We start from the raw sequence: 21,217 nt of genomic DNA, 5'->3' as shown, positions 1-21,217 counted from the left end.
CAATCGACCAATCGACCAATCGACCAATCGACCAATCGACCAATCGACCAATCGACCAATCGACCAATCGACCAATCGACCAATCGACCAATCGACCAATCGACCAATCGACCAATCGACCAATCGACCAATCGACTCTTTATCGGAGTGTGGGTTGCACTGCTGATACTGATCGGGGTGTACTGGTGGCAGCTGTACGTCTCTCACCAACACGCGATAGCCGATACGCAGGAGCAGGCTCGCCTGCGGGCCAGCCAAACGGCGCAGGCACTGGCCTACCAGTCCGAAAGCATGTTTCGCAAGCTCAACTTCGTCGTCCAGCACCTGGGCGAGCACTGGCGCAGCCGCAACCCCGCAGAACTGCGCCATGTCATGGCCATCGCTCTGGAGAGTTTTCCCCAAGGGGCCATCCTGGAGGTACTGATTGCCGATGCCCATGGCCAGGTGGTCTTCTCCAGCCAGCAGCCACCAGGGCAAGCGCCGCAATCCGTGGCCCGGCGGGATTTTTTCCAGGCCCATAAGGCCGCAGCCCCGGCGCCGCGCCTGCACATCAGTCGCCCGGAACAGTCCGCTGCCTCCGGGCAGTGGACGCTGGAACTTTCCCGCCCCATCCTGAATGACACCGGCACCCTGGCCTATGTGGTGGCCGTCGCCGTCTCCGTAGAGCATTTGTCCGAGGCGTTTCAGCAAGTCTTCACGGACCCGCAGGACGTGGTCACGCTGCTTGACGATGCCGGGTACTACCTCACGCGCAGCCACCATCTGGTGCAGGCGATGGGCCAAAGGGTGCCCGGGGAACGGGATTTCCTGCGCTTTCCCGATCAGTCATCGGGCAACTACGAAGCCCGTGCTGCCGTCGATGGCATCACGCGCTATTACGCCTGGCAGCGCATTCCCGGCTTTCCGCTGGTGCTCAGTCTCGGCCTGGGGCGCGACAAGGTCATGGCACCGCTGCAGCGCAATTTGCGCTTGAGCCAGCTCCAGAACACCGTCGCCACCATCTTGCTGCTGCTGGCGGCCTGGCAAATGACGCGCCTGGCGCTGGAACGGATTCAGCAACGCCACCGCCTGGAAGTGCAGCACCTGCGCCTGGTCACCCTGATGGATCTGTTCCAGGACGGGGTGCTGCTGGAGGATGCCAGCGGCCATGTGGTCATGGCCAACGCCGAACTGTGCCAGTTGCTGAACCTGAGCGCCTCCCCCGCACAGCTGCAAGGCATCCACCACCACCGCCTGTTGCAGTGCCTGAGCCCGCAGCGGGCCACCTGGCTGACCTTGCCCCAGCAACAGCAACGCCAGAGCTTGGAAGTGACCGACGACGCCCTGGGTCGCCACCTGTGGCTGCGCTGGCTGCCGATCGTTCGGGCGGGGGAAGCCCTGGGGCAGATATGGCTGCTGAACGACATGACGGAGCGCAAGCTCAAGGAACAGGAACTGGCCACGCTGGCCAGCACCGACGTCCTGACCGGCCTGCCCAATCGCCGCAGCTTCCTGTCCATGCTGGAGCAGCATCTGGCCGCCTCGGCCTCGACGACGGGCAGCGGCGCCGTGCTGGCACTGGATGTGGACCACTTCAAGCAGGTCAATGACCGCTGGGGCCATCCGGCGGGGGACCTGGTGCTTCAGCACGTGACCCAGCTGATACGCCAAAGCCTGCGTGCCAGCGACTACCCTGGCCGCCTGGGCGGGGAAGAATTTTCCGTGCTGGTGCGCCATGCCACGGTGCAGGAGGCCGTGCATCTGGCCGAACGCATCCGCCAGACGATTGCCGATACCCCGACGCCCGTGGGCCCGAACGTAGCGCAGGTGCCAGGGGGGCATATCCCGGTCACGATCAGCATCGGCGTGGTCGGCCTGGCCGGAAAAGACAGCCGCACGGCCCTGGCGCAGGCCGACAAGGCCCTGTACGAAGCCAAGGCCACGGGGCGCAACCGGGTGTGCCTGTTTCAATAAACCGACAGGCAGCTTACCCGGCAGCGCCTTCCGCCTGGGGCCAGTCACGGATATAGGCCTTGAGCAACTGGTTCTCGAAATTCTGTTCCTCCACGACGGCCTTGGCCACGTCGTAGAAGCTGACCACGCCCATGAGCATGTGGCCGTCCATCACCGGCATGTAGCGGGCGTGGCGCTCCAGCATCATGCGGCGCACGGCGTCCATCTCGGTGTCCATGTTGCACAGCAGAGGATTGGGCTCCATTGCCTCGCGCACCGTGACCTGGCCAACGCTGCCGCCGTTTTTCACCACGTCCTTGATGACTTCGCGGAAGGTGAGCATCCCCACCACGGCGCCGCCTTCGACCACCACCAGGGAACCCATGTCCTTCTCGGCCATGGTGGCCATGGCCTGGGCCAGGCTATCGTCCGGCTTGACCACGTACAACGTGCCGCCCTTGACGCGCAAGATATCGCTAACTTTCATGATTACGGCTTCCCTTAAAGATTTTTGCTACTAAAAAGCATAACAAGCTTGAAATAATAGCCCAATCCTCTTCCCCGACAGGAATGACGTTTTGACGTCCATACCTGTTGGCAACGTCTAAATAGACAAAGACTACATGTATTTCGACATTCCTTCTCCCGGTATTTCATCCCCTTTACCGACCGCACGCATCTACGTCGATCGCGGCACGGCTCCCTGGCAAGCCCAGCGGCCCACCCTGGTGTGCATCCACGGCGTCCTGTGCGACCACAGCGTCTGGCAGCCCGTGGCCGCCGGCGTGGATGCCCTGGGCTGGAACATCGCCGCCATCGACCTGCCGGGCCACGGCCTGAGCAGCAGCCCGGCCCCGCGCAGCGTGCAGGAGGCGGCGGCCTGGCTGCCCCCGCTGCTCGATGCCATGGGACTGGCGCAGGCGGCCCTGATGGGCCACAGCTGGGGCAGCCTGATCGCCCTGGAAGCGGCCGCGCAGCTAGGCCCGCGCATCGGCCATTTGGCACTGGTCGGTACGGCCAGCCCGATGGCCGTGGCCCCGGCACTGCTGGCGCTGGCGCAAAGCGACCCGCCGCAAGCGATGGCCCTGATCGACAAATACAGCCGCAGCCGCGCCACGCCTGCCGACTTTGACGGGCAGGCGCTGAGTAAAAAGGTTTTCGCCAGCAACCCCGGCACCAATTTGCTGGTCAGCGGGCTACAGGCCTGCGACACCTACCAGAATGCCCTGGCGGCCATGCAGCAGGTGACGGCCAACACGCTGTTCATCGTCGGCGCCGATGACCGCATGACCCCGGCCAGCGCCGCGCAGCCCCTGATCGCCGCCGCCCAAGACCGAAGCGCCAGCGCAGCCAGCCGCCCCGGCACCACCGTCGCCCATATGGCCAGCGGGCACCTGCCCATGGTGGACGCGCCCGGCCCTATGCTGGATGCGCTGGGCCAGTGGCTGCCCCGGAGTGCGAAGGCCGGTTAAGTCCCGGCGGCAGCACCTGGGCCAGCGTGCGCTGGCCCCAGCCGCTGCTCTCCCACAATGCGGCGCTGGCATTTTCCTGGCGCAGCAGCAGCGCCTCCAGCAAGGGGGCCAGTGCCGTGGTGTCGGGGTCGGCCAGCAGCACGTAACGCGGCTCGCCTTCTTCCAGGTACGAAGTCGCCGCCTCGGGCGTGGCCCCGACCCAGCGCAGGGCGGTCAGCGCCGTCAGTGCCGGCTCGATCTGCAAACGATCGACGTGCAGGCGCCTGGCCAGCGCCGTGCCCGGCAAGCCCCGCGCCGGGTCGTCGCGCAGCGGGGCCAGCTCGGCCAAGACCTCCAGCGCCAGGGCAAAATCGCTGCCCGGGCCATCCAGCGCCCGGCTGGCCCCCGAACGCAGGCTGGGCCAGTACGCGGCAATGATCGCCCCCAGCAGGAAGATCACCCAGCAGATGTAAATCCACAGCAGCAGAATCGGCAGCGTGGCAAAGGTGCCGTAGATGGCCGAATACGTCGGCACCGTGGCCAGATACAGCCCCAGCAGCTTGCGGGCCAGCGCCAGGCCCAGCGAGACAAAAATCCCCCCCGCCCAGGCATGGCGCCAGCGCACCGGGGTATTGGGCACAAAGTGGTAGAGCGCGGCCATGGCGGCAGCCATCAGCACCAGCTCCAGCGAATTGAAGCCCCACTGCACCGCCTGCGGCAGCGCCTGCACCAGCCCGCGCGAGGCCGAAACGACGTAGGACGTGGTGGCCACGCTCATCCCCAGCAGCAGCGGCCCCAGGGTCAGCACGCCCCAATAGATCAGCAGCCGCTGGCCCAGCGGGCGCAGGCGCTGCACGCGCCAGATGCGGTTGAGCGTCTTGTCCATGGTCAGCGTCAACTGCACCACGGTGACCACCAGAAAGGCCAGACCGACGGCCCCCAACTGGCTGGCCTTGCTGGCAAATTGCAGGATGTAGCCCATGAGCTGCTCGGCAATCGCCTCGGGGATCAGGCTTTGCACCAGCCAGCCCTGCACGTTCTCCTGCAGGCGGCCAAAGCTGGGGAAGGCGGTGAACACCGACAGCAGCACGGTAAAGAACGGCACGATGGCCAGCAGCGTGGTGTAGGTCAGGCTGCTGGCCGTCAGGCCCAACTGGTCATTGGCAAAGCGCTGGCGCAGCGTGCGCAGGGTGTTGTGCCAGGAAAAGACCGGGGCGCCGGTAACGGCGGCAGAGGCAGTAGGCGCCGTAGGCAATGCGGCGCGACGCAAGAAAGAGAAAACCATAGGCTCTATGATGCCACCCCCATGGCTAATGCACCCTCCATGACATCCCCCGCCTCTACCCTGCCTGGCCACGTCCGCCTGACCCAGGCCGCCGCCGTCGCCAGCCTGCTGGCCCTGATCGCGCTGTGCGTCGCCTGGGAGCTGTGGCTGGCGCCGCTGCGCCCGGGCGGCTCGCTGCTGGCGCTCAAGGCCCTGCCGCTGGTGCTGCCGCTGGCCGGATTGCTCAAGCGGCGCATGTATACCTACCGGTGGCTGAGTCTGATGATCTGGCTCTATTGCACCGAAGGGCTGGTGCGGGCCACCAGCGACGCCGCCCCCAGCCGCTACTACGCCTGGGCCGAGGTGCTGCTGTGCCTGCTGCTGTTTACCGCCTGCACCCTGCATATCCGTTTGCGCCTGAAAGCGGCCAAGGCCGCCGCCCAGGCTGCACCCACTGCCCACTGATTGATGATTTGGACTGCCCCATGACCACCGCACTCCTCGATGCCCTGCGCAGCGCCGTAGGCCCCGCCCATGTTTTGACCAACGGCGATCTGACCGCCTACGAACGCGACTGGCGCGGCCGGATGCAGGGCAAGGCCCTGGCCGTGGTGCGCCCCGCCAGCACCCGGGAAGTGGCCGCCGTGGTCAAGGCCTGCGCTGCGGCGGGCGCGGCCATCATCCCGCAGGGGGGCAATACCGGCCTGTCGGTCGGCTCCACGCCGGACGCCAGCGGCACCCAGGTGGTGGTCAGCCTGACACGGATGCAGGCCATCCGCGCCGTCGATGCCGACAACCTGACCATCACCGTGGAAGCCGGCTGCATCCTGCAGAACCTGCAACAGGCAGCGCAGCAGGCGGGCTTTTTGTTCCCGCTGTCGCTGGCCGCCGAAGGCTCCTGCACCATCGGCGGCAACCTCGGGGCCAACGCCGGCGGCACCCAGGTGGTGCGCTACGGCAATACGCGCGAGCTGTGCCTGGGGCTGGAAGTGGTCACGCCCCAGGGCGACATCTGGGACGGCCTGACCGGCCTGCGCAAGGACAACACCGGCTACGACCTGCGCAACCTGTTCATCGGCAGCGAAGGCACGCTGGGCATCATCACCGCCGCGACGATGAAGCTCTTCCCCCAGCCCGTGGCGCGGCTGACCGCCTTTGCCGCCGTGCCCAGCATGGAGGCCGCCGTACGCCTGCTGGGCCTGGCGCACCGGCATCTGTCGGCCGGGCTGACCGGCTTCGAGGTGATGGGGCAGTTCGCCCTGTCCCTGGTGGTCAAGCACATGCCGCAACTGCGCGTGCCGTTTGCCGGCATGGACGGCGCCCCCTACTGCGTGCTGCTGGAGAACAGCGACAGCGAATCCGAGGAACACGCCCGCCAGCGCTTTGAAAGCCTGCTGGAGCTGGCCTTCGAGGACAGCTGCGTGCTGGACGCCGTGGTGGCCGAGAACCTCACCCAGGCGCACGACCTGTGGCATGTGCGCGAAAGCATCCCCCTGGCGCAGGCGCAGGAGGGGCTGAACATCAAGCACGACATTTCCCTGCCCACCTCGCGCATCCCGGCCTTCGTGGAACACACCGATGCGCTGCTGCAACGCGAAATTGCCGGGGTGCGGCTGGTCAATTTCGGCCACCTGGGCGACGGCAACCTGCACTACAACGTACAGGCGCCCGCAGATGCCGACGGCAAGGCCTTCCTGCGCGAGCAGGAGCCGCGCGTCAATGCCCTGGTGTACGAGGCCGTGGCGCAATTCGGCGGTTCGTTCTCCGCCGAGCATGGCGTGGGGCAGCTCAAAACCGCCCAGCTGGAGCGCTACGAATCCCCCGTGGCGCTGACCATGATGCGGGCCATCAAGCAGGCGCTCGACCCGCAGAACCTCATGAACCCCGGCTGCGTGCTGGCCACAAATTAAGGGAACCGCGATGACGACGACTTCCCGCCCCACGGCCGCCCCCGTTCGCCACCAGTACGAAGACCTGCTGCGCCACGTCTACTTTCACGGCGCGGACAAGGGCGACCGCACCGGCACCGGCACGAAAAGCGTGTTCGGCCACCAGATGCGCTTTAACCTGTCCGAAGGCTTCCCGCTGGTGACGACCAAGAAAGTCCACCTCAAAAGCATCATTCTGGAGCTGCTGTGGTTTCTGCGCGGCGACAGCAACGTGCGCTGGCTGCAAGAGCGCGGCTGCACCATCTGGGACGAATGGGCCGCCGAGGACGGCAGCCTCGGCCCCGTCTACGGCGTGCAATGGCGCAGCTGGCCCACGCCCGGCGGCGGGCATGTCGACCAGATTCAGCAGGTGATCGACACCCTCAGAACCAACCCGGACAGCCGCCGCATCCTGGTCAGCGCCTGGAACGTGGCCGAACTCGACCAGATGGCCCTCATGCCCTGCCACGCGCTGTTCCAGTTCTACGTGGCCGGCGGCAAACTGAGCTGCCAGCTCTACCAGCGCAGCGCCGACATCTTCCTGGGCGTGCCCTTCAACATTGCCAGCTACGCCCTGCTCACCCACATGCTGGCCCAGCAATGCGACCTGCAGGTGGGCGACTTCATCTGGACGGGCGGCGACTGCCACCTCTACAACAACCACCTGGAACAGGTGCAGACCCAACTGGCCCGCGCCCCCTACCCCTACCCCACGCTGCACATCCAGCGCCGCCCCGCCAGCCTGTTCGACTACACGCTGGAAGACTTCGAAGTGCGCGACTACCAGCACCACAGCCCGATCAAGGCGCCCGTCGCTGTCTGAGAACGTGTTTACGATCTGACGCTTCATAAAACAGAGCTGCTACCGCCGGCATTCAAACGATTTCAGATAGAAAACCATCTGAAATCGTTTTATAAAAAGCGCAAGCAGCTATTTTTATTACACAACCTCTTCTGCCATGCCCATCTGCCTGATTTACGCCCAAGCCGCCAACGCAGTGATTGGCAAGGACGGCACCATGCCCTGGCACCTGCCCGAAGACCTGGCGCATTTCCGCCAGCAGACCCAAGGCGCCGCCGTCGTCATGGGCCGCGCCACCTGGGACAGCCTGCCTGCACGCTTTCGCCCCCTGCCCGGGCGCACCAACATCGTCGTCACCCGCAACCCCGCCTGGCAGGCCGAAGGCGCCATCGTCGCCCACAGCCTGCCCGAAGCGCTGGCCGAAGGCGCCCGGCACAGCGCCACCGTCTGGGTCATCGGCGGTGCGCAAATCTACGCCCAGGCCCTGCCGCTGGCCGATGCGGTGCAAGTCACCCACATTCACCAAGATTTTGACGGCGATGCCTTCGCCCCCACCCTGGGCCAGGAATGGCAGGCCGTGCAGCGCCACGACACCACCAGCGCCCAGGGCCTGCCCCTGAGCTTTGTGCGCTACGAACGCCGAAATGGGCTGGGAACTAGCGAAAACACCTAGGCGCTTTTGCGTATCCCTCATTCCCCACAAGGGCCGAAAAAAGAGTATGCTGCACCGCAACATTAACCCTTTCGGGGCCCTCACCATGAGTCTGATACAACCTCTGCCCCCTGGGCCGCTGGATATCGTTGGTGACATCCACGGCGAACAGGAAGCGCTGCTGCAACTACTGCGCCACCTCGGCTACGACATCCGGGGCAACCACCCCCAGGGGCGTACCCTGGTGTTTCTGGGCGACTTCGTCGATCGCGGCCCCGACAGCCCGGGCGTCGTCGGCATCGTCCACCAGCTGGTGCGCACCGGCAAGGCCGTCGCCATTGCCGGCAACCACGAAATCAACCTGCTGCGCAACGACCCCAAGGACGGCTCGGGCTGGTTCTTCGATGCCCGCCTGCAAAGCGACCTGCGCAAATACCCCGGCTTTGCCCGCCCGCACGATCCGGCAGAGCGCAGCGCCATCGTCCATTTTCTGCGTGACCTGCCCGTGGCGCTGGAGCGCGAAGACCTGCGCATCGTCCACGCCGCCTGGAGCGTCGGCGCCGTCGAGCAAGCCCGCCGAAAGCCCCTGGGCGGCCTGCGTGCCGCCTATGACGCATGGGAAGCCCAGGCCGCCGAAGCCGCCCAGGCGCAGCGCATCACCGAACGCATGGCCCAAGAGCGCCAGCACTGGCCGCACAACCTGGAAGACGGTGAACGCCGCCCGCCCTTCCTGCAGGCGCATTGCGACAACGAACTCAACAAATCCGGCTTCAACCCCCTCAAGGTACTCACCTGCGGGCTGGAAGACCCGGCTACCGCCCCCTTCTTTGCCGGCAACAAATGGCGCTTCGTGCAGCGCCAGGCATGGTGGGAGCATTACACCGAGGCCACCCCGGTCATCGTCGGCCACTACTGGCGCAGCATCGAACCGCACCACGCCACCCAGGAGGGGCTGTTTGCCGACATCGCCCCCTTTGCCTGGCACGGCCAGCGGCGCAACGTATTCTGCGTGGACTACTCGGTCGGCGCCCGCGCCCAGGCCCGCAAGAACGGCGGCACCACCCAGTGCTTCAAACTGGCGGCGCTGCGCTGGCCCGAGCGCGTGCTGATGTTCGACGATGGCCGCCAGCAGGCCACCCAGAACTTCATGCAGATGCCCATGGCCACCGGCCCGGCGCAAAGCGTTCAAGCCCTGGACAAGGGACTGAGTAAAAGATCCACATTGAATCTAGGTTTCCTGCCCCAGATCATGGCCTCCTGAAAACAGATGCAGTACAACGGCGCGGTACTGCATCTCGAAGGAACTCCATGCGCCCCGAAACCATCACCGAACTGACCACCGAACAGCTCCAGGCCGCCAGCGACCAGGACCTGGTCAAGCACATCCTGTCCCGCTACCACGCGATACACCGCGAACAGCTGCCCGAACTCATCCGCCTGGCACAGAAAGTCGAATCCGTCCACGCCAGCAGCGGCAACTGTCCGCACGGCCTGGCCGACTGCCTGCAAGGCCTGGCACAAGAGCTGGACGCGCACATGCGCAAGGAAGAAATGGTGCTATTCCCCCTGATCTCCCGCGGCCAGGGCGCCATGGCCGCCATGCCCATCAACGTCATGCGCATGGAGCACGAGGACCACGGCGCCGAACTGCAGCGCCTGGCCGCCCTAACCCACGACATCACCACCCCGGAAGGCGCCTGTACCACCTGGCGCAACCTGTACCAGGGCCTGCGTCAATTCCGCGACGACCTGCTGGCGCACATCGACACGGAAAACAACATCCTGTTCGAGCGCTTTGCGCCCACGCATTAAGTCCATAAAAAAAACCCGCTGGCACAGGCCAGCGGGCTGGATGCTACGGCGGCTTGGCCTACGCCAAGACTCAGGCCGCGAAGTTGGCCTGGGCAAAGTCCCAGTTGGCCAGGTGGTTCAGGAACACTTCGACAAACTTGGGACGGGCGTTGCGGTAGTCGATGTAGTAGGCATGTTCCCAGACGTCCACGGTCAGCAGCGCCTTGTCGGCGGTGGTTAGCGGCGTGCCGGCAGGGCCGGTGTTGACGATATCGACGCTGCCGTCGGCCTTTTTCACCAGCCACGTCCAGCCCGAGCCGAAGTTGCCCACGGCGGATTTGGTGAACTCTTCCTTGAACTTGTCGAAGCTGCCCCACTTGGCGTTGATCGCATCCAGCAGTGCGCCGGTGGGTGCGCCGCCGCCATTGGGCTTCATGCAGTTCCAGAAGAAGGTATGGTTCCAGATCTGCGCGGCGTTGTTGTAGATACCGCCGGAGGATTTCTTCACGATCTCCTCCAGGCCCATGCTTTCAAACTCGGTGCCCTTTTGCAGATTGTTCAGGTTCACCACATAAGCGTTGTGGTGTTTGCCGTGGTGGAACTCCAGCGTTTCCTGGCTGTAGTGGGGAGCCAGGGCATCGATGGCATAGGGCAAGGCGGGCAGGGTATGTTCCATGGTGTTTCCTCTTGATGGTTGGATGTTGTGGGGGAAAATTCCGGGCTTTTCCTTGGCCTGGCATCGCACAAACACCATAAACGCCGTTTGTTTGATGCAGCGCAAAAAACCGCCACAGGACTGATTGTAGGGATAAGCGCATTTTCTGGCAGCCCTCCGCCAGATCGCCTTGCCATTACAACAGACGGGGCGGCACCACGGTCAAATCCAGACGGCCATCGGCCAGTTGCGCCTGCAAAGCAGTTCCAACCGGCGCACACCGAATCGAGGACACCACCTGCCCCTGCGGCGTGGTCAGCCAGGCAAAGCCGCGTTGCAGCACCTGCTCGGGGTTGAGCAGTTCCAGCCGCTGCGTCAGCAAGGCCAGGTGCTGGCGGCGCTGTTGCAACTGGCGCTGGAAATTCTGCGAAAAATCGGCCTCCAGGGCTTGCTGCTTCAGCGCTGCGTGCTTCATTTTCAATTGCATGGTAGCCGTCGCCTGCTGGCCCTGGCGCTGGCACAGCAGGCGCTGGGCCTGCACCAGCTGGCGCGGCTGGCCCAGGCGCAGCGCCAGCTTGTCCAGCCACTGCTGCTGGCCTTGCAGACGCTGCTGAAGCAAGCGTTCGATGCGCTCCTGCCAGGCCTGGAGCTGGCGCAGGCAATCTGCCCGCGCCGGGGCCACCAGCTCGGCTGCCGCCGTGGGCGTGGGTGCTCGCAGGTCGGCACAAAAGTCGGCAATGGTGAAGTCGGTTTCATGCCCGACCCCGCTGATCAGCGGCACCGGGCTTTGCACGATGGTGTGGGCCAGGGTTTCGTCGTTGAACGCCCACAGATCTTCCATCGCCCCGCCGCCGCGCACCAGCAGGATGGCGTCGACCGGCGGCCATGCCCCCGGCTGCTGCGCCCAGGCGTACAACTGCTGCAGGGCGGCGACCAGCGAGGCCGGCGCCTGCTCACCCTGCACCAGCGCCGGCGCCAGTACCACCGGCACATGCGGCGCCCGCCGTTGCAGGGCCGTCACCACGTCGTGCAACGCCGCTGCCCCCAGCGAGGTGACCACGCCGATGCCCCGGGGCATGGCCGGCAGCGGGCGCTTGCGCTGCGCATCGAACAGACCCTGCGCCTGCAGGCGCTCCTTCAGGCGCAGGAACTGCTCCATCCAGCTGCCCTGGCCCGCACGTTGCAGTTTTTCGACGATAAGCTGCAAGTCGCCGCGCTGCTCGTAGACGCCCAACTGCCCTTGCAGCTCGACCAGATCGCCATCGCGCGGGGCAAAATCCAGCCCCTGCGCCGCCCGGCGGAACATGGCGCAGCGCAGCTGCCCGCTGGCATCCTTGATCGAAAAATAACAATGCCCGCTGGCCGCCCGGGAGAAACCGGCGATTTCGCCACGTACACGCACCGGGTTGAAACGCGCCTGCAAACTATCGGCAATGGCGCGGCACAAGGCGCCCACGGCCCAGACCGGGGCGGCAGGGGCAGCGGAAACGGAAAATTCAAACATAAGAAAACCAAACAAAGCGACGCGGCCCCAGATTGGGCCGGATTACCTAGGCATCCCTAGGGATGCTCTGCACGAATCGCGCAGCCAAGTGGGTGCTGCGGATCGGGATGGGCTGCAAGGCACAAACCGCAGCAATAGCTGTGCTATTGCGAGGATTTGCAACGCCGCAGACGGTCCGAGGCCGCAGATACCCACGGCGCGATGATTCGTGCAGAGCATCCCTAGGTGATAATCAAAGGCTGATTTTCACCCACCCTGCGCGGAGAGAAACAAGTTGCTGACCATCATCCAAGCCGCCGGCTGGCCCATCTGGCCGCTGATTGCATGTTCCATCCTGGCCCTGACGCTCATCGTTGAGCGCTTTATTTCGCTCAAGACCAGCAAGGTTGCTCCCGACAATCTGGTGCAGGAAGCCATCTCCGTCTCCCGCCAGGGCGTGCCCAGCGCACAGGTGATCGAGCAACTGGCACAAAACAGCGCCCTGGGCGCCGTGCTGGCCAGCGGCCTGCAGGCCCTCGGCCAGACCCGCGACGAGGAACAGCTGCGGGCCCAGATGGAAGCCGCCGGCCGCGCCGCCGCGCACAAGCTGGAGCACTACCTGGGCGCCCTGGCCACCATCGCCTCGGCTGCGCCGCTGCTGGGCCTGCTGGGCACCGTCATCGGCATGATCGAGATTTTCGGTTCCCAGGCCGGCGGCGGCGCCGTGGGCAGCGGCAATCCGGCGCAACTGGCGCACGGCATCTCGATCGCGCTGTACAACACCGCCTTTGGTCTGATCGTCGCCATTCCGGCACTGATCTTCTGGCGCTACTTCCGCGCCCGGGTCGACGGCTATTTGCTGCAACTGGAGCTGGCCAGCGAGCAATTCCTGCACCACCTGCTGCAACTGCGCCGCTGATCCACCGCCTGCCGGAGAGCGCCCCATGGCCATGAACTTTCGCAAGCGCCGCACCGAGGAGCCGGAGATCAACCTGATCCCCTTCATCGACGTGCTGCTGGTGATCCTCATCTTCCTGATGCTGACCACCACCTACAGCAAATTCACCGAGCTGGAGCTGACCCTGCCCAGCGCCGATACCGAACAACTGCGCGACCGCCCCAAGGAGGTCATCGTCAGCATCGCCGCCGATGGCCGCTACGCCATCGGCAAGGCCGAACTGCAGGACCGCAGCGTCGATGGCATCGCCGCCGCCCTTACCAGCCACGCCCCGGCCGGCAAGGACAGCATCGTCATCATCAGCGCCGACGCCAATGCGCCGCACCAGTCCGTGGTGTCGGCCATGGAAGCCGCCCGCCGCGCCGGACTGTCGCAGATCACCTTCGCCACCCAGACCAGCGCTGCCGGCCAATAAACGGCAAGTGGCCCCTGTCGGCCCCGCCCCGATGACCCTCCCGCCCCCTCCGCCTTCCGCCCCGCCCCGTGGCATCCGCGCCCTGTGGCTGCGCCGGGGACCGGGGGCATGGCTGCTGTGGCCACTGTCGCAGGTCTACCGCGGCCTGCAGGGCTGGAACGCCCGGCGCCAGCGCCGCCGTCAGCAAAGCGCCGGAGTGCCGGTGATCGTCGTCGGCAACGTCATTGCGGGCGGTGCAGGCAAAACCCCGGTGACGCAAGCCGTCGTCGCCCACCTGCAGCGCCAGGGCTGGCAACCGGGCATCGTCTCGCGTGGCTATGGCCGCACCAGCCGCGATTGCCGCGAGGCGCTGCCGGACAGCCCCGCACACGCCGTCGGCGATGAACCGGCCCTGCTGGCCCGCACCACCGGGGCACCGGTCTTTGTTGCTGCCCGGCGTATCGACGCCGTTCGCGCCCTGCGTGCCCGCTACCCGCAAGTGAACGTCATCGTCAGCGACGACGGCCTGCAACACCTGGCCCTGGCCCGGGACATCGAACTGTGCGTCTTCAACGACGAGGGCATCGGCAACGGCTGGCTGCTGCCTGCCGGCCCGCTGCGCGAACCCTGGCCGCGCCCCGTCACCGCCACGCTCTACACCGGAACGCCGCCGCAGCCCCCGGGCAACACCCCGGCCTTTGCGTTGCAGCGCCAGCTGGCCAGCACCGCCCACAACGGCCTGGGCGAAAGCGCGGAACTGGCCCGCTTTGCCAGCCAGCAGGTCGAAGCCATCGCCGCCGTGGCCCGGCCCACAGCGTTTTTTGCCATGCTGGCCGCGCAAGGCATTACGCCAGCGGCCACCCAGGCCTTGCCCGATCACGATGATTTCAGGCACTTCACGCGCAAGCTGGGCCACGAAACCCCCTTGATTTGCACCGAAAAAGACGCTGCCAAACTCTGGCGCACCCACCCCCGGGCCTGGGCCGTGCCGCTGCAATTGCAGTTGCCTACGGCATTCTGGGACTTGCTCGATGCCCGGCTGGCTGCCGCCCAGCCGCAGCAGGCCGCTCCAGGCCACTAACATTGCCCCTTTCTTCGGATTCAGAATTTTTTTGCAGGAACTGCCATGGACGCCAAACTTCTCGAACTGCTCGTCTGCCCCGTCACCAAAGGGCCGCTCTCCTACGACCGCGACCGCCAGGAGCTGCTCTCGCGCAGCGCCCGCCTGGCCTACCCGGTGCGCGACGGCATCCCCATCCTGCTGGAAAACGAAGCCCGCGCCCTGACCGACGAGGAGCTGGAAGCGCCCGCAGCATGAGCTTTCACGTCCTGATCCCCGCACGGCTGGCCTCCTCGCGCCTGCCAGACAAACCCCTTGCCGACATTGGCGGCGCCCCCATGGTGGTGCGCGTGGCCCAGCAGGCGCTGCGCAGCCGGGCCGCCCAGGTGGTGGTTGCGGCCGACAGCGCGGCCATCGTGCAGGCCTGCGCGGCCCACGGCATCCGCGCCATCCTCACCGACCCCGACCACCCCAGCGGCAGCGACCGCCTGGCCCAGGCCTGCGCCCTGCTCGGCCTGGACGGCGACGCCATGGTGGTGAACGTGCAAGGCGACGAACCACTGATCGACCCGCAGCTCATCGACGCCGTGGCGCAGGCCCTGGCCGACTGCCCCCAGGCCAGCATGGGCACCGCCGCCCACCCCCTGGCCGATCTGCAGGAATACCGGAACCCCAACGTGGTGAAGGTGGTGTGCAACGCCCAGGGTCTGGCCCACTACTTCAGCCGCGCCCCCATCCCCTGGCACCGCGACCGGGCCGGGGAGCAGTGGTGGGACAGTGCCAGCGCCTTTGCCCCGCTGCGCCACATCGGCATCTACGCCTACCGGGCCGGTTTCCTGCGCCAGTTCCCCACCCTGGCCCCCGCGCCGACCGAGCAGGCCGAGGCTCTGGAACAATTGCGGGCGCTGTGGCATGGTCACGCCATTGCCGTCCACACCACGCCGCACGTCCCCGGGCCTGGCGTCGATACGCCGGAAGACCTGGCCCGGGTGCGGGCCGTGTGGGCACGGCAAAACTCATAAAAACATAGCTTCTTGCGCTTGTAAAACAACGATATTGGATATGAAAGCATCCAATATCCAGCGACAGAAAGCGCAAGAAGCTATTCTTTTATTCAAACTGCGCCTGCATCGCCCCCCATATCCGCCGCAATTGACGATTGCCGGGGTCATGACACTGCGCACGTTTTGTAAGCGATCGCCAGGTTTGAGCGTGCTATCCTTTGCCCCGCCTACGCATGCCCAGCCGCCCGCAGCGGGCATGTTCATAAAAAATTTCAACACTTCACGAGGAAATCCATGAGACTCATCCTGTTGGGCGCCCCCGGCGCTGGCAAGGGCACACAAGCTGCTTTCATCTGCGAAAAATTCGGTATCCCGCAAATCTCCACCGGCGACATGCTGCGTGCCGCCGTCAAGGCCGGTACCCCCCTGGGCCTGCAGGCCAAAGCGGTGATGGATGCCGGCCAGCTGGTCAGCGACGACCTCATCATCAATCTGGTCAAGGACCGCATCGCCCAGCCCGACTGCGCCAAGGGCTTTTTGTTCGACGGCTTCCCCCGCACCATTCCCCAGGCCGAAGCGATGAAGGCCGCTGGCGTCAAGCTGGACTACGTGCTGGAAATCGACGTACCGTTCGACGCCATCATCGAACGCATGAGCGGCCGCCGCAGCCACCCCGCCTCGGGCCGCACCTACCACGTCAAATTCAATCCGCCCAAGGTGGAAGGCCAGGACGACGTAACCGGCGAACCCCTGGTGCAGCGCGACGACGACAAGGAAGAAACCGTCAAGAAACGCCTGCAGGTCTACAGCGACCAGACCCGCCCGCTGGTCGATTACTACTCCAACTGGGCCAAGGCCGAACCCCAGGCCGCGCCGCAATACCGCGCCATCAGCGGCACCGGCAGCGTCGAGGAAATCACCGCCCGCGCATTTGCCGCCCTGGACGCCTGAGATCGCCCCATCCCATCGGCGTCCCGATGCGCCCCCGGCCCCTGCCAGACCGCAGGGGCTTTTTTAGAACGTGTTTACGATCTCTGCGCGAAGGGGTGCGGGAAGCGGATCGGGATGCGCTGCTAGGCGCAAACCGCAGCCATAGCGGTGCTATGGCGAGGATTTGCAACGCCGCAGAGCGCCCGAGGCCGCGACTGCACGGCCGCGCAGAGATCATAAACACGTTCTTACGTCAGGCACCGCAGCATCAGGCTGATGCGGGCCTTGAGCGGCGGCAGGGTGGTGATTTCGGTGGCGTCTTCATCCGGGGCCGGCACCACCTGGCCTTCGGCGCAGCGCGTGCAGCGCAGGATGGGCACCCCCGCTGCCCGGGCACGCTCCAGGGCCGGCAGCCAGGCGGCATGGATGGTGCCGTTACCGGTGCCCGCCACCACCAGCCCTTGCACCCCGGCGGCCACCAAGGCATCGATCCCCTGCGCCCGTGCCCCGGCATGGCTGGTCACCACTTCGACCCACGGCCACGGCAAGGCGGGCAGGGCAGGCGGTGTTGGCACCGCCCTGGCTACAGGCGCAGCCTGCGCCCAGCGCAGACGTCCTTCCTCCACCCAGGCCAGGGGGGCGGCGGGGGCAGAAGTAAAGGCATTCACCCGGTAGGCATGGGCCTTGCGCACGGCCCAGGCGCCGTGGACTTCGCCAGCGGCAACGACCAGCACGGATTGCCCGGCCCTGGCCTGCGCAGCCGCCCCGGCATCGGCTGCGCAGGCCAGGGCATCGCGCAGGTTGGCCGGGCCGTCGGCCGACAAGGCGCTGGCCGGGCGCATGGCGCAGGTCAGCACCACCGGCTTGCCCGCTGGCAGCACGCAGTGCAGGAACCAGGCCGTTTCTTCCAGCGTATCGGTGCCGTGGGTGATGACCAGGGCCGCCACCTGCGGGTCGGACAGCCGGGCAAGGCAGGCCTGCGCCAGCGCCAGCCAGTCGCCATCGGTAATGTCCTTGCTGTCGATCTGGCGCAGCTGCTGCGCATGCACGGCCCAGCCCGTGGGGACGGGAATGCCCCCCAGCAGGTCGTGCGCCGCGATCTGGCCGGCCTGGTAGCCCACGCCCCCCAGGCTCCCCGTCCCGGCGATGGTGCCCCCCATGCCGATCAGCGCGATGGTGTTGGTCTGGATGTCGGTGTTGGCGTTTTGCATCGTTGCCCCCTTGCGTTGGAAAAATAACTGGTCAAGAATACAGGTACTGTATAAAACAACAGGAATACTGTTCATGGCCCTGCCCAAACTCACCGCCCGCCAGCAAGAAATCCTGACGCTGATCCAGACCACCATGGCCAGCACCGGCGCACCGCCCACCCGGGCAGAAATTGCCCGTGCCCTGGGCTTCAAATCGGTCAACGCGGCGGAAGAACACCTGAAGGCGCTGGCCCGCAAGGGCGTGATCGAGCTGGTCAGCGGCACCTCGCGCGGCATCCGGCTGCGCCTGCAGGCGGCGCAAGAGCAAGTCACCCAGCTGGCCAACACCCTGGTGCTGCCTCTGATTGGCCGCGTGGCGGCTGGCTCGCCGATTCTCGCCCAGGAGCATGTCGATACCACCCACTGCGTCCCCGAAAGCCTGTTCGAGCGCCGCCCCGACTACCTGCTGCGCGTGCGCGGCATGTCGATGCGCGACCTGGGCATCCTGGACGGCGATCTGCTGGCCGTGCAAGCCAGCCAGCAGGCCCGCAGCGGCCAGATCGTGGTAGCCCGGCTGGACGATGAAGTCACCGTCAAACGCCTGGAACTGACCGCTACCGGCGCCCGGCTGCACCCGGCCAACCCCGATTACCCGGTGATCGAGGTACACGACGCCGAAAGCTTTGCCATCGAGGGCCTGGCCGTCGGCCTGATCCGCGCCCAGCTTTAACCCCCCACGCCGCCGTTTGCCACCCCGGCTCCGTGCTGCTCCTGCGGCAGGGGGACGGGTTTGCGCCGAAAACATTGATTTCCGCCATCGCCCCCTGAGACCACCATGCCGACCTACCGCTTTACGCAATTACCGACAGCCCCCCGCCGCGCCGCCAACCAGGCGCAGTTTGCCTGCGTGCGCCTGCACCGCTGCGCCAGCGACCCGGACAACCCGGAGCGCCTGAGCCTGAGCGGCAAACTTTCGGAGGTGTGCCTAGCGCTGGAGCAACTGGCGGCCCGCCAGAACCAGATTCGGCGGGCATAGCCAGGCCCCCATGCCAAGACCTGGAGCGTGTTTACGCTCTTACTTCTTCAGCCCCTGCAGCTTGGCAAAGGCCGAGGCCATGGCTCCTTGCGGGGCGGCGGGTTCGCTGCGCCGGGCGGCAGCGCCCCGGCCCGGGGCCTGGAAGCGGTTGTCACGCGGGCCATCGCGGCGGGCGGGGGCGGCGTCCAGCTTCATGGTCAGGCTGATGCGCTTGCGCGGCGCATCCACTTCCAGCACCTTCACCTTGACGATCTGGCCGGTCTTGACGACTTCGCGGGCATCCTCGACGAATTTGTGGCTCATCTGGCTGACGTGTACCAACCCGTCCTGGTGAACACCCAGATCGACGAACGCGCCAAACTGCGCGACGTTGCTCACGGTGCCCTCCAGCACCATGCCTTCGCGCAGGTCGGCAATGTCCTCCACCCCCTCGTTGAAGCGGGCCACGACGAAATCCGGGCGCGGGTCGCGGCCCGGTTTTTCCAGTTCGCCCAGAATGTCGCGCACCGTAATGGCACCGAAGCGCTCATCGGCAAACTGCGCGGGCTGGAGTTTTTTCAGCACTTCGCTGCGGCCCATCAGCGCTTCGATCGGCGTGCCGGTGGTCTGCAGGATGCGCTCGACCACCGGGTAGGTTTCCGGGTGGACGCCGGTCATGTCCAGCGGGTTGTCGCCGCCGCGAATGCGCAAAAAGCCTGCGGCCTGCTCGAAGGTTTTGGGGCCAAGTCCGGCCACTTCCAGCAACTGCTTGCGGCTTTGGAAGCGCCCGTGGGCATCGCGCCAGCGCACCACGGATTTGGCCACGGTGCCGGACAGGCCGGACACCCGCGCCAGCAGCGGGGCAGAGGCGGTATTCAAATCCACGCCGACGGCGTTCACACAGTCCTCGACCACACTGCCCAGCTGGCGGGCCAGATCGCTTTGGTTCACATCGTGCTGGTATTGGCCGACGCCAATGCTTTTCGGGTCGATCTTGACCAGCTCGGCCAACGGATCCTGCAGGCGCCGGGCGATGCTGACGGCACCGCGCAGGCTCACGTCCACGTCGGGCAGTTCCTGGCTGGCAAATTCGCTGGCGGAGTAGACGGAGGCACCAGCCTCGCTGACCACTATCTTTTGCAGAGCTGGCAGCGCTTGTCCTGTCTGCGTTTGTGCGGCTTTTTGCCACAATTTAATGACATCGGCAGCGAGTTTGTCCGTCTCCCGGCTGGCGGTGCCGTTGCCAATGGCAATCAGTTGCACGCCATGGCGCTGCACCAGCGCTGCCAGGGTATGCACGCTGCCGTCCCAATCGCGGCGCGGCTCGTGAGGATAGACGGTGGCGGTTTCCAGCAGCTTGCCGGTGCTGTCCACCACGGCCACTTTCACGCCGGTACGGATGCCGGGGTCCAGCCCCATGACGGCCCGGGGCCCCGCCGGGGCCGCCAGCAGCAGGTCGCGCAGGTTGTCGCCAAACACCTTGATGGCCACGGCCTCGGCGGCTTCGCGCAGGCGGGTGAACAGGTCGCGCTCGACCGACAGGCTCAGCTTCACGCGCCACGTCCAGGTGACGCATTTGCGCAGCAGGTCGTCGCTCTTGCGGCCCTGGTGGCTCCAGCCCAGGTGCAGGGCAATGCGCCCTTCGGCCAGGCTCATCTGGCCCGGGGCGGCTTCTTCGGGCTGCACCAGCTTGGCATCCAGAATCTCCAGGCTGCGGCCCCGGAACACGGCCAGCGCCCGGTGCGAGGGGATGCGGCCGATCGGCTCCTCGTAATCGAAATAGTCGCGGAACTTGGCGACTTCGGCGTCCTGCTCGTTCTTGCCGTCCACCAGACGCGAACGCAGCAGCCCATCCTCCCACAGCCATTGGCGCAGGGTCTGCACCAGGGCGGCATCCTCGGCCCAGCGTTCGGACAAGATGTCGCGCACACCATCCAGCACTGCCTGGGTGGTGGAGAAGTCCGGGCCGGGCTTGCCGTCGTCCAGCACCGTTGGCGGCTGGCAAAACGCCTGGGCCTGCGCATGGGGGTCGAGGGTGGGATCGGCCAGCAGTCGGTCGGCCAGCGGCTCCAGGCCGAACTCTTTGGCAATCTGCCCTTTGGTGCGGCGCTTTTGCTTGAAGGGCAGGTAGATGTCCTCCAGCTCCTGCTTGGTCGCCACCTGGGCAATGGCCAGGCGCAGGGCGTCGGTGAGCTTGCCCTGCTCGTCGATGGCCTTCAGCACCGTGGTGCGCCGCTCGTCCAGCTCGCGCAGGTAGGCCAGGCGCACTTCCAGCTCGCGCAACTGGGCATCGTCCAGGCCGCCCGTGGCTTCCTTGCGGTAACGGGCAATAAAGGGCACGGTCGCACCACCGTCCAGCAATTCCACCGCCGCCGTGACCTGCGGCACCCCTACTTTCAACTCTGCGGCAATTTGCCCAATGATTTTTTGCATGTGCTGTCTGGCGCCCGGAACCGGTGGAAACCGCTTCCCGGGCACGATCGAAATCAGAAAGAGGGCGAGTTTGCCACACGCAAAATAAGGGTATGAAGGCTTACACTAGCGCGTCTTACAAATGGTTAAGGCTTGCAACAAAAACGGGGAAGTCGCCCGGACAAGCGGCAATAGCCTAGGCTCATTGCCGTTTCATCGGTCATCGCAGGAATGCAAAATACCTGCACCGATCCATCCCGACCACGACCCCGGCAAGTCAAGAAAAAAGAGGACTG

22 protein-coding genes and 1 pseudogene are annotated in these 21,217 nt (G+C 65.8%); 17 read left to right on the top strand and 6 right to left on the bottom strand.

The window, feature by feature from the left end:
• The coding region (locus ACFO3A_RS10090; RefSeq protein WP_377726046.1) for a sensor domain-containing diguanylate cyclase at window positions 1–1,953 on the top strand (1,953 nt) is incomplete at its 5' end.
• A 13-nt stretch (window positions 1,954–1,966) separates the two neighbouring features.
• On the opposite strand, the gene ACFO3A_RS10085 is transcribed toward ACFO3A_RS10090, so the two are convergent.
• The gene (locus tag ACFO3A_RS10085; RefSeq protein WP_377726044.1) at window positions 1,967–2,419 is read right to left on the bottom strand and encodes a CBS domain-containing protein; all 453 of its coding nucleotides are present in this window, start codon (window positions 2,417–2,419) and stop codon (window positions 1,967–1,969) included.
• 136 nt (window positions 2,420–2,555) lie between these two features.
• Between ACFO3A_RS10085 and ACFO3A_RS10080 the strand changes: the two genes are divergently transcribed.
• Window positions 2,556–3,404 carry an alpha/beta fold hydrolase gene (locus ACFO3A_RS10080; RefSeq protein WP_377726043.1) on the top strand — a complete coding sequence of 283 codons (849 nt, stop codon included), beginning with the start codon at window positions 2,556–2,558 and terminating at the stop codon, window positions 3,402–3,404.
• Here the strand turns inward: ACFO3A_RS10080 and ACFO3A_RS10075 are convergent.
• Window positions 3,352–4,668: a YihY family inner membrane protein gene (locus ACFO3A_RS10075; protein ID WP_377726041.1), complete on the bottom strand. Its 1,317-nt coding sequence runs from the start codon at window positions 4,666–4,668 to the stop codon at window positions 3,352–3,354. The two genes, ACFO3A_RS10080 and ACFO3A_RS10075, sit on opposite strands and share 53 nt — an antisense overlap.
• A 39-nt stretch (window positions 4,669–4,707) precedes the next feature.
• Between ACFO3A_RS10075 and ACFO3A_RS10070 the strand changes: the two genes are divergently transcribed.
• The 6 genes and pseudogenes from ACFO3A_RS10070 to ACFO3A_RS10045 form a co-directional block, all read left to right on the top strand.
• Window positions 4,708–5,112, top strand: coding sequence for a DUF2069 domain-containing protein (locus tag ACFO3A_RS10070; protein WP_377726040.1), 405 nt, complete (start codon window positions 4,708–4,710; stop codon window positions 5,110–5,112).
• A 20-nt stretch (window positions 5,113–5,132) separates the two neighbouring features.
• Complete coding sequence (locus tag ACFO3A_RS10065; protein ID WP_377726039.1) at window positions 5,133–6,557, top strand: FAD-binding oxidoreductase; 1,425 nt, start codon at window positions 5,133–5,135, stop codon at window positions 6,555–6,557.
• A gap of 10 nt (window positions 6,558–6,567) precedes the next feature.
• On the top strand, window positions 6,568–7,398 hold the full coding sequence (locus ACFO3A_RS10060) for a thymidylate synthase (RefSeq protein ID WP_377726038.1): 831 nt from the start codon (window positions 6,568–6,570) through the stop codon (window positions 7,396–7,398).
• A 136-nt stretch (window positions 7,399–7,534) separates the two neighbouring features.
• Window positions 7,535–8,050, top strand: a complete 516-nt coding sequence (locus ACFO3A_RS10055; RefSeq protein WP_377726037.1) for a dihydrofolate reductase — start codon at window positions 7,535–7,537, stop codon at window positions 8,048–8,050.
• Between the two features lie 85 nt (window positions 8,051–8,135).
• Complete coding sequence (locus ACFO3A_RS10050; protein WP_377726035.1) at window positions 8,136–9,290, top strand: metallophosphoesterase; 1,155 nt, start codon at window positions 8,136–8,138, stop codon at window positions 9,288–9,290.
• Between the two features lie 95 nt (window positions 9,291–9,385).
• Window positions 9,386–9,841: pseudogene (locus ACFO3A_RS10045) on the top strand (hemerythrin domain-containing protein); the annotation flags it as partial.
• 70 nt (window positions 9,842–9,911) lie between these two features.
• On the opposite strand, the gene ACFO3A_RS10040 reads toward ACFO3A_RS10045, so the two are convergent.
• Together ACFO3A_RS10040 and xseA are read right to left on the bottom strand one after the other, a co-directional pair.
• Window positions 9,912–10,496: a superoxide dismutase gene (locus ACFO3A_RS10040; RefSeq protein ID WP_377726033.1), complete on the bottom strand. Its 585-nt coding sequence runs from the start codon at window positions 10,494–10,496 to the stop codon at window positions 9,912–9,914.
• Between the two features lie 175 nt (window positions 10,497–10,671).
• Complete coding sequence (gene xseA / locus ACFO3A_RS10035; RefSeq protein ID WP_377726032.1) at window positions 10,672–11,979, bottom strand: exodeoxyribonuclease VII large subunit; 1,308 nt, start codon at window positions 11,977–11,979, stop codon at window positions 10,672–10,674.
• 274 nt (window positions 11,980–12,253) lie between these two features.
• Here xseA and ACFO3A_RS10030 point away from each other — a divergent pair, with 274 nt between their 5' ends.
• Genes ACFO3A_RS10030 through adk form a run of 7 tightly spaced genes read left to right on the top strand, consistent with a single transcriptional unit; the run spans window position 12,254 to window position 16,325 of the window.
• Window positions 12,254–12,877 carry a MotA/TolQ/ExbB proton channel family protein gene (locus ACFO3A_RS10030; RefSeq protein WP_377726031.1) on the top strand — a complete coding sequence of 208 codons (624 nt, stop codon included), beginning with the start codon at window positions 12,254–12,256 and terminating at the stop codon, window positions 12,875–12,877.
• Between the two features lie 31 nt (window positions 12,878–12,908).
• A complete protein-coding gene (locus tag ACFO3A_RS10025; RefSeq protein WP_377726219.1) occupies window positions 12,909–13,331 on the top strand; it encodes an ExbD/TolR family protein in 423 nt (140 codons plus the stop codon).
• A 31-nt stretch (window positions 13,332–13,362) separates the two neighbouring features.
• Window positions 13,363–14,391, top strand: coding sequence for a tetraacyldisaccharide 4'-kinase (gene lpxK / locus ACFO3A_RS10020; protein ID WP_377726029.1), 1,029 nt, complete (start codon window positions 13,363–13,365; stop codon window positions 14,389–14,391).
• A 45-nt stretch (window positions 14,392–14,436) separates the two neighbouring features.
• On the top strand, window positions 14,437–14,628 hold the full coding sequence (locus ACFO3A_RS10015; RefSeq protein ID WP_377726028.1) for a Trm112 family protein: 192 nt from the start codon (window positions 14,437–14,439) through the stop codon (window positions 14,626–14,628).
• Window positions 14,625–15,392, top strand: a complete 768-nt coding sequence (gene kdsB, locus ACFO3A_RS10010) for a 3-deoxy-manno-octulosonate cytidylyltransferase (RefSeq protein ID WP_377726027.1) — start codon at window positions 14,625–14,627, stop codon at window positions 15,390–15,392. Before ACFO3A_RS10015 ends, kdsB begins: the two co-directional genes overlap by 4 nt.
• A gap of 40 nt (window positions 15,393–15,432) precedes the next feature.
• Window positions 15,433–15,672 (top strand): hypothetical protein, encoded by a 240-nt coding sequence (locus ACFO3A_RS10005; protein ID WP_377726025.1) that lies wholly within the window; start codon window positions 15,433–15,435, stop codon window positions 15,670–15,672.
• Window positions 15,669–16,325 carry an adenylate kinase gene (gene adk, locus ACFO3A_RS10000; protein WP_377726023.1) on the top strand — a complete coding sequence of 219 codons (657 nt, stop codon included), beginning with the start codon at window positions 15,669–15,671 and terminating at the stop codon, window positions 16,323–16,325. Before ACFO3A_RS10005 ends, adk begins: the two co-directional genes overlap by 4 nt.
• Before the next feature lie 227 nt (window positions 16,326–16,552).
• On the opposite strand, the gene ACFO3A_RS09995 is transcribed toward adk, so the two are convergent.
• Entirely contained in the window at window positions 16,553–17,515 is a 963-nt protein-coding gene (locus ACFO3A_RS09995) for an asparaginase (RefSeq protein WP_377726021.1), read from the bottom strand.
• Window positions 17,516–17,588: 73 nt separating this feature from the next.
• Here ACFO3A_RS09995 and lexA point away from each other — a divergent pair, with 73 nt between their 5' ends.
• Complete coding sequence (gene lexA / locus ACFO3A_RS09990) at window positions 17,589–18,224, top strand: transcriptional repressor LexA (RefSeq protein WP_377726020.1); 636 nt, start codon at window positions 17,589–17,591, stop codon at window positions 18,222–18,224.
• Between the two features lie 105 nt (window positions 18,225–18,329).
• Window positions 18,330–18,530, top strand: a complete 201-nt coding sequence (locus ACFO3A_RS09985) for a hypothetical protein (RefSeq protein WP_377726018.1) — start codon at window positions 18,330–18,332, stop codon at window positions 18,528–18,530.
• 39 nt (window positions 18,531–18,569) lie between these two features.
• Here ACFO3A_RS09985 and ACFO3A_RS09980 read toward each other — a convergent pair whose 3' ends face one another.
• On the bottom strand, window positions 18,570–20,942 hold the full coding sequence (locus ACFO3A_RS09980) for a Tex family protein (protein WP_377726016.1): 2,373 nt from the start codon (window positions 20,940–20,942) through the stop codon (window positions 18,570–18,572).
• Window positions 20,943–21,217 lie beyond the last annotated feature (275 nt).

The sequence above is a fragment of the Comamonas nitrativorans genome, assembly GCF_042654765.1.
GTDB classification, from domain to species: domain Bacteria; phylum Pseudomonadota; class Gammaproteobacteria; order Burkholderiales; family Burkholderiaceae_C; genus Comamonas; species Comamonas nitrativorans.
Note: the sequence above shows the minus strand (reverse complement) of the source record. Positions and strands in the feature narration are given on the sequence as shown.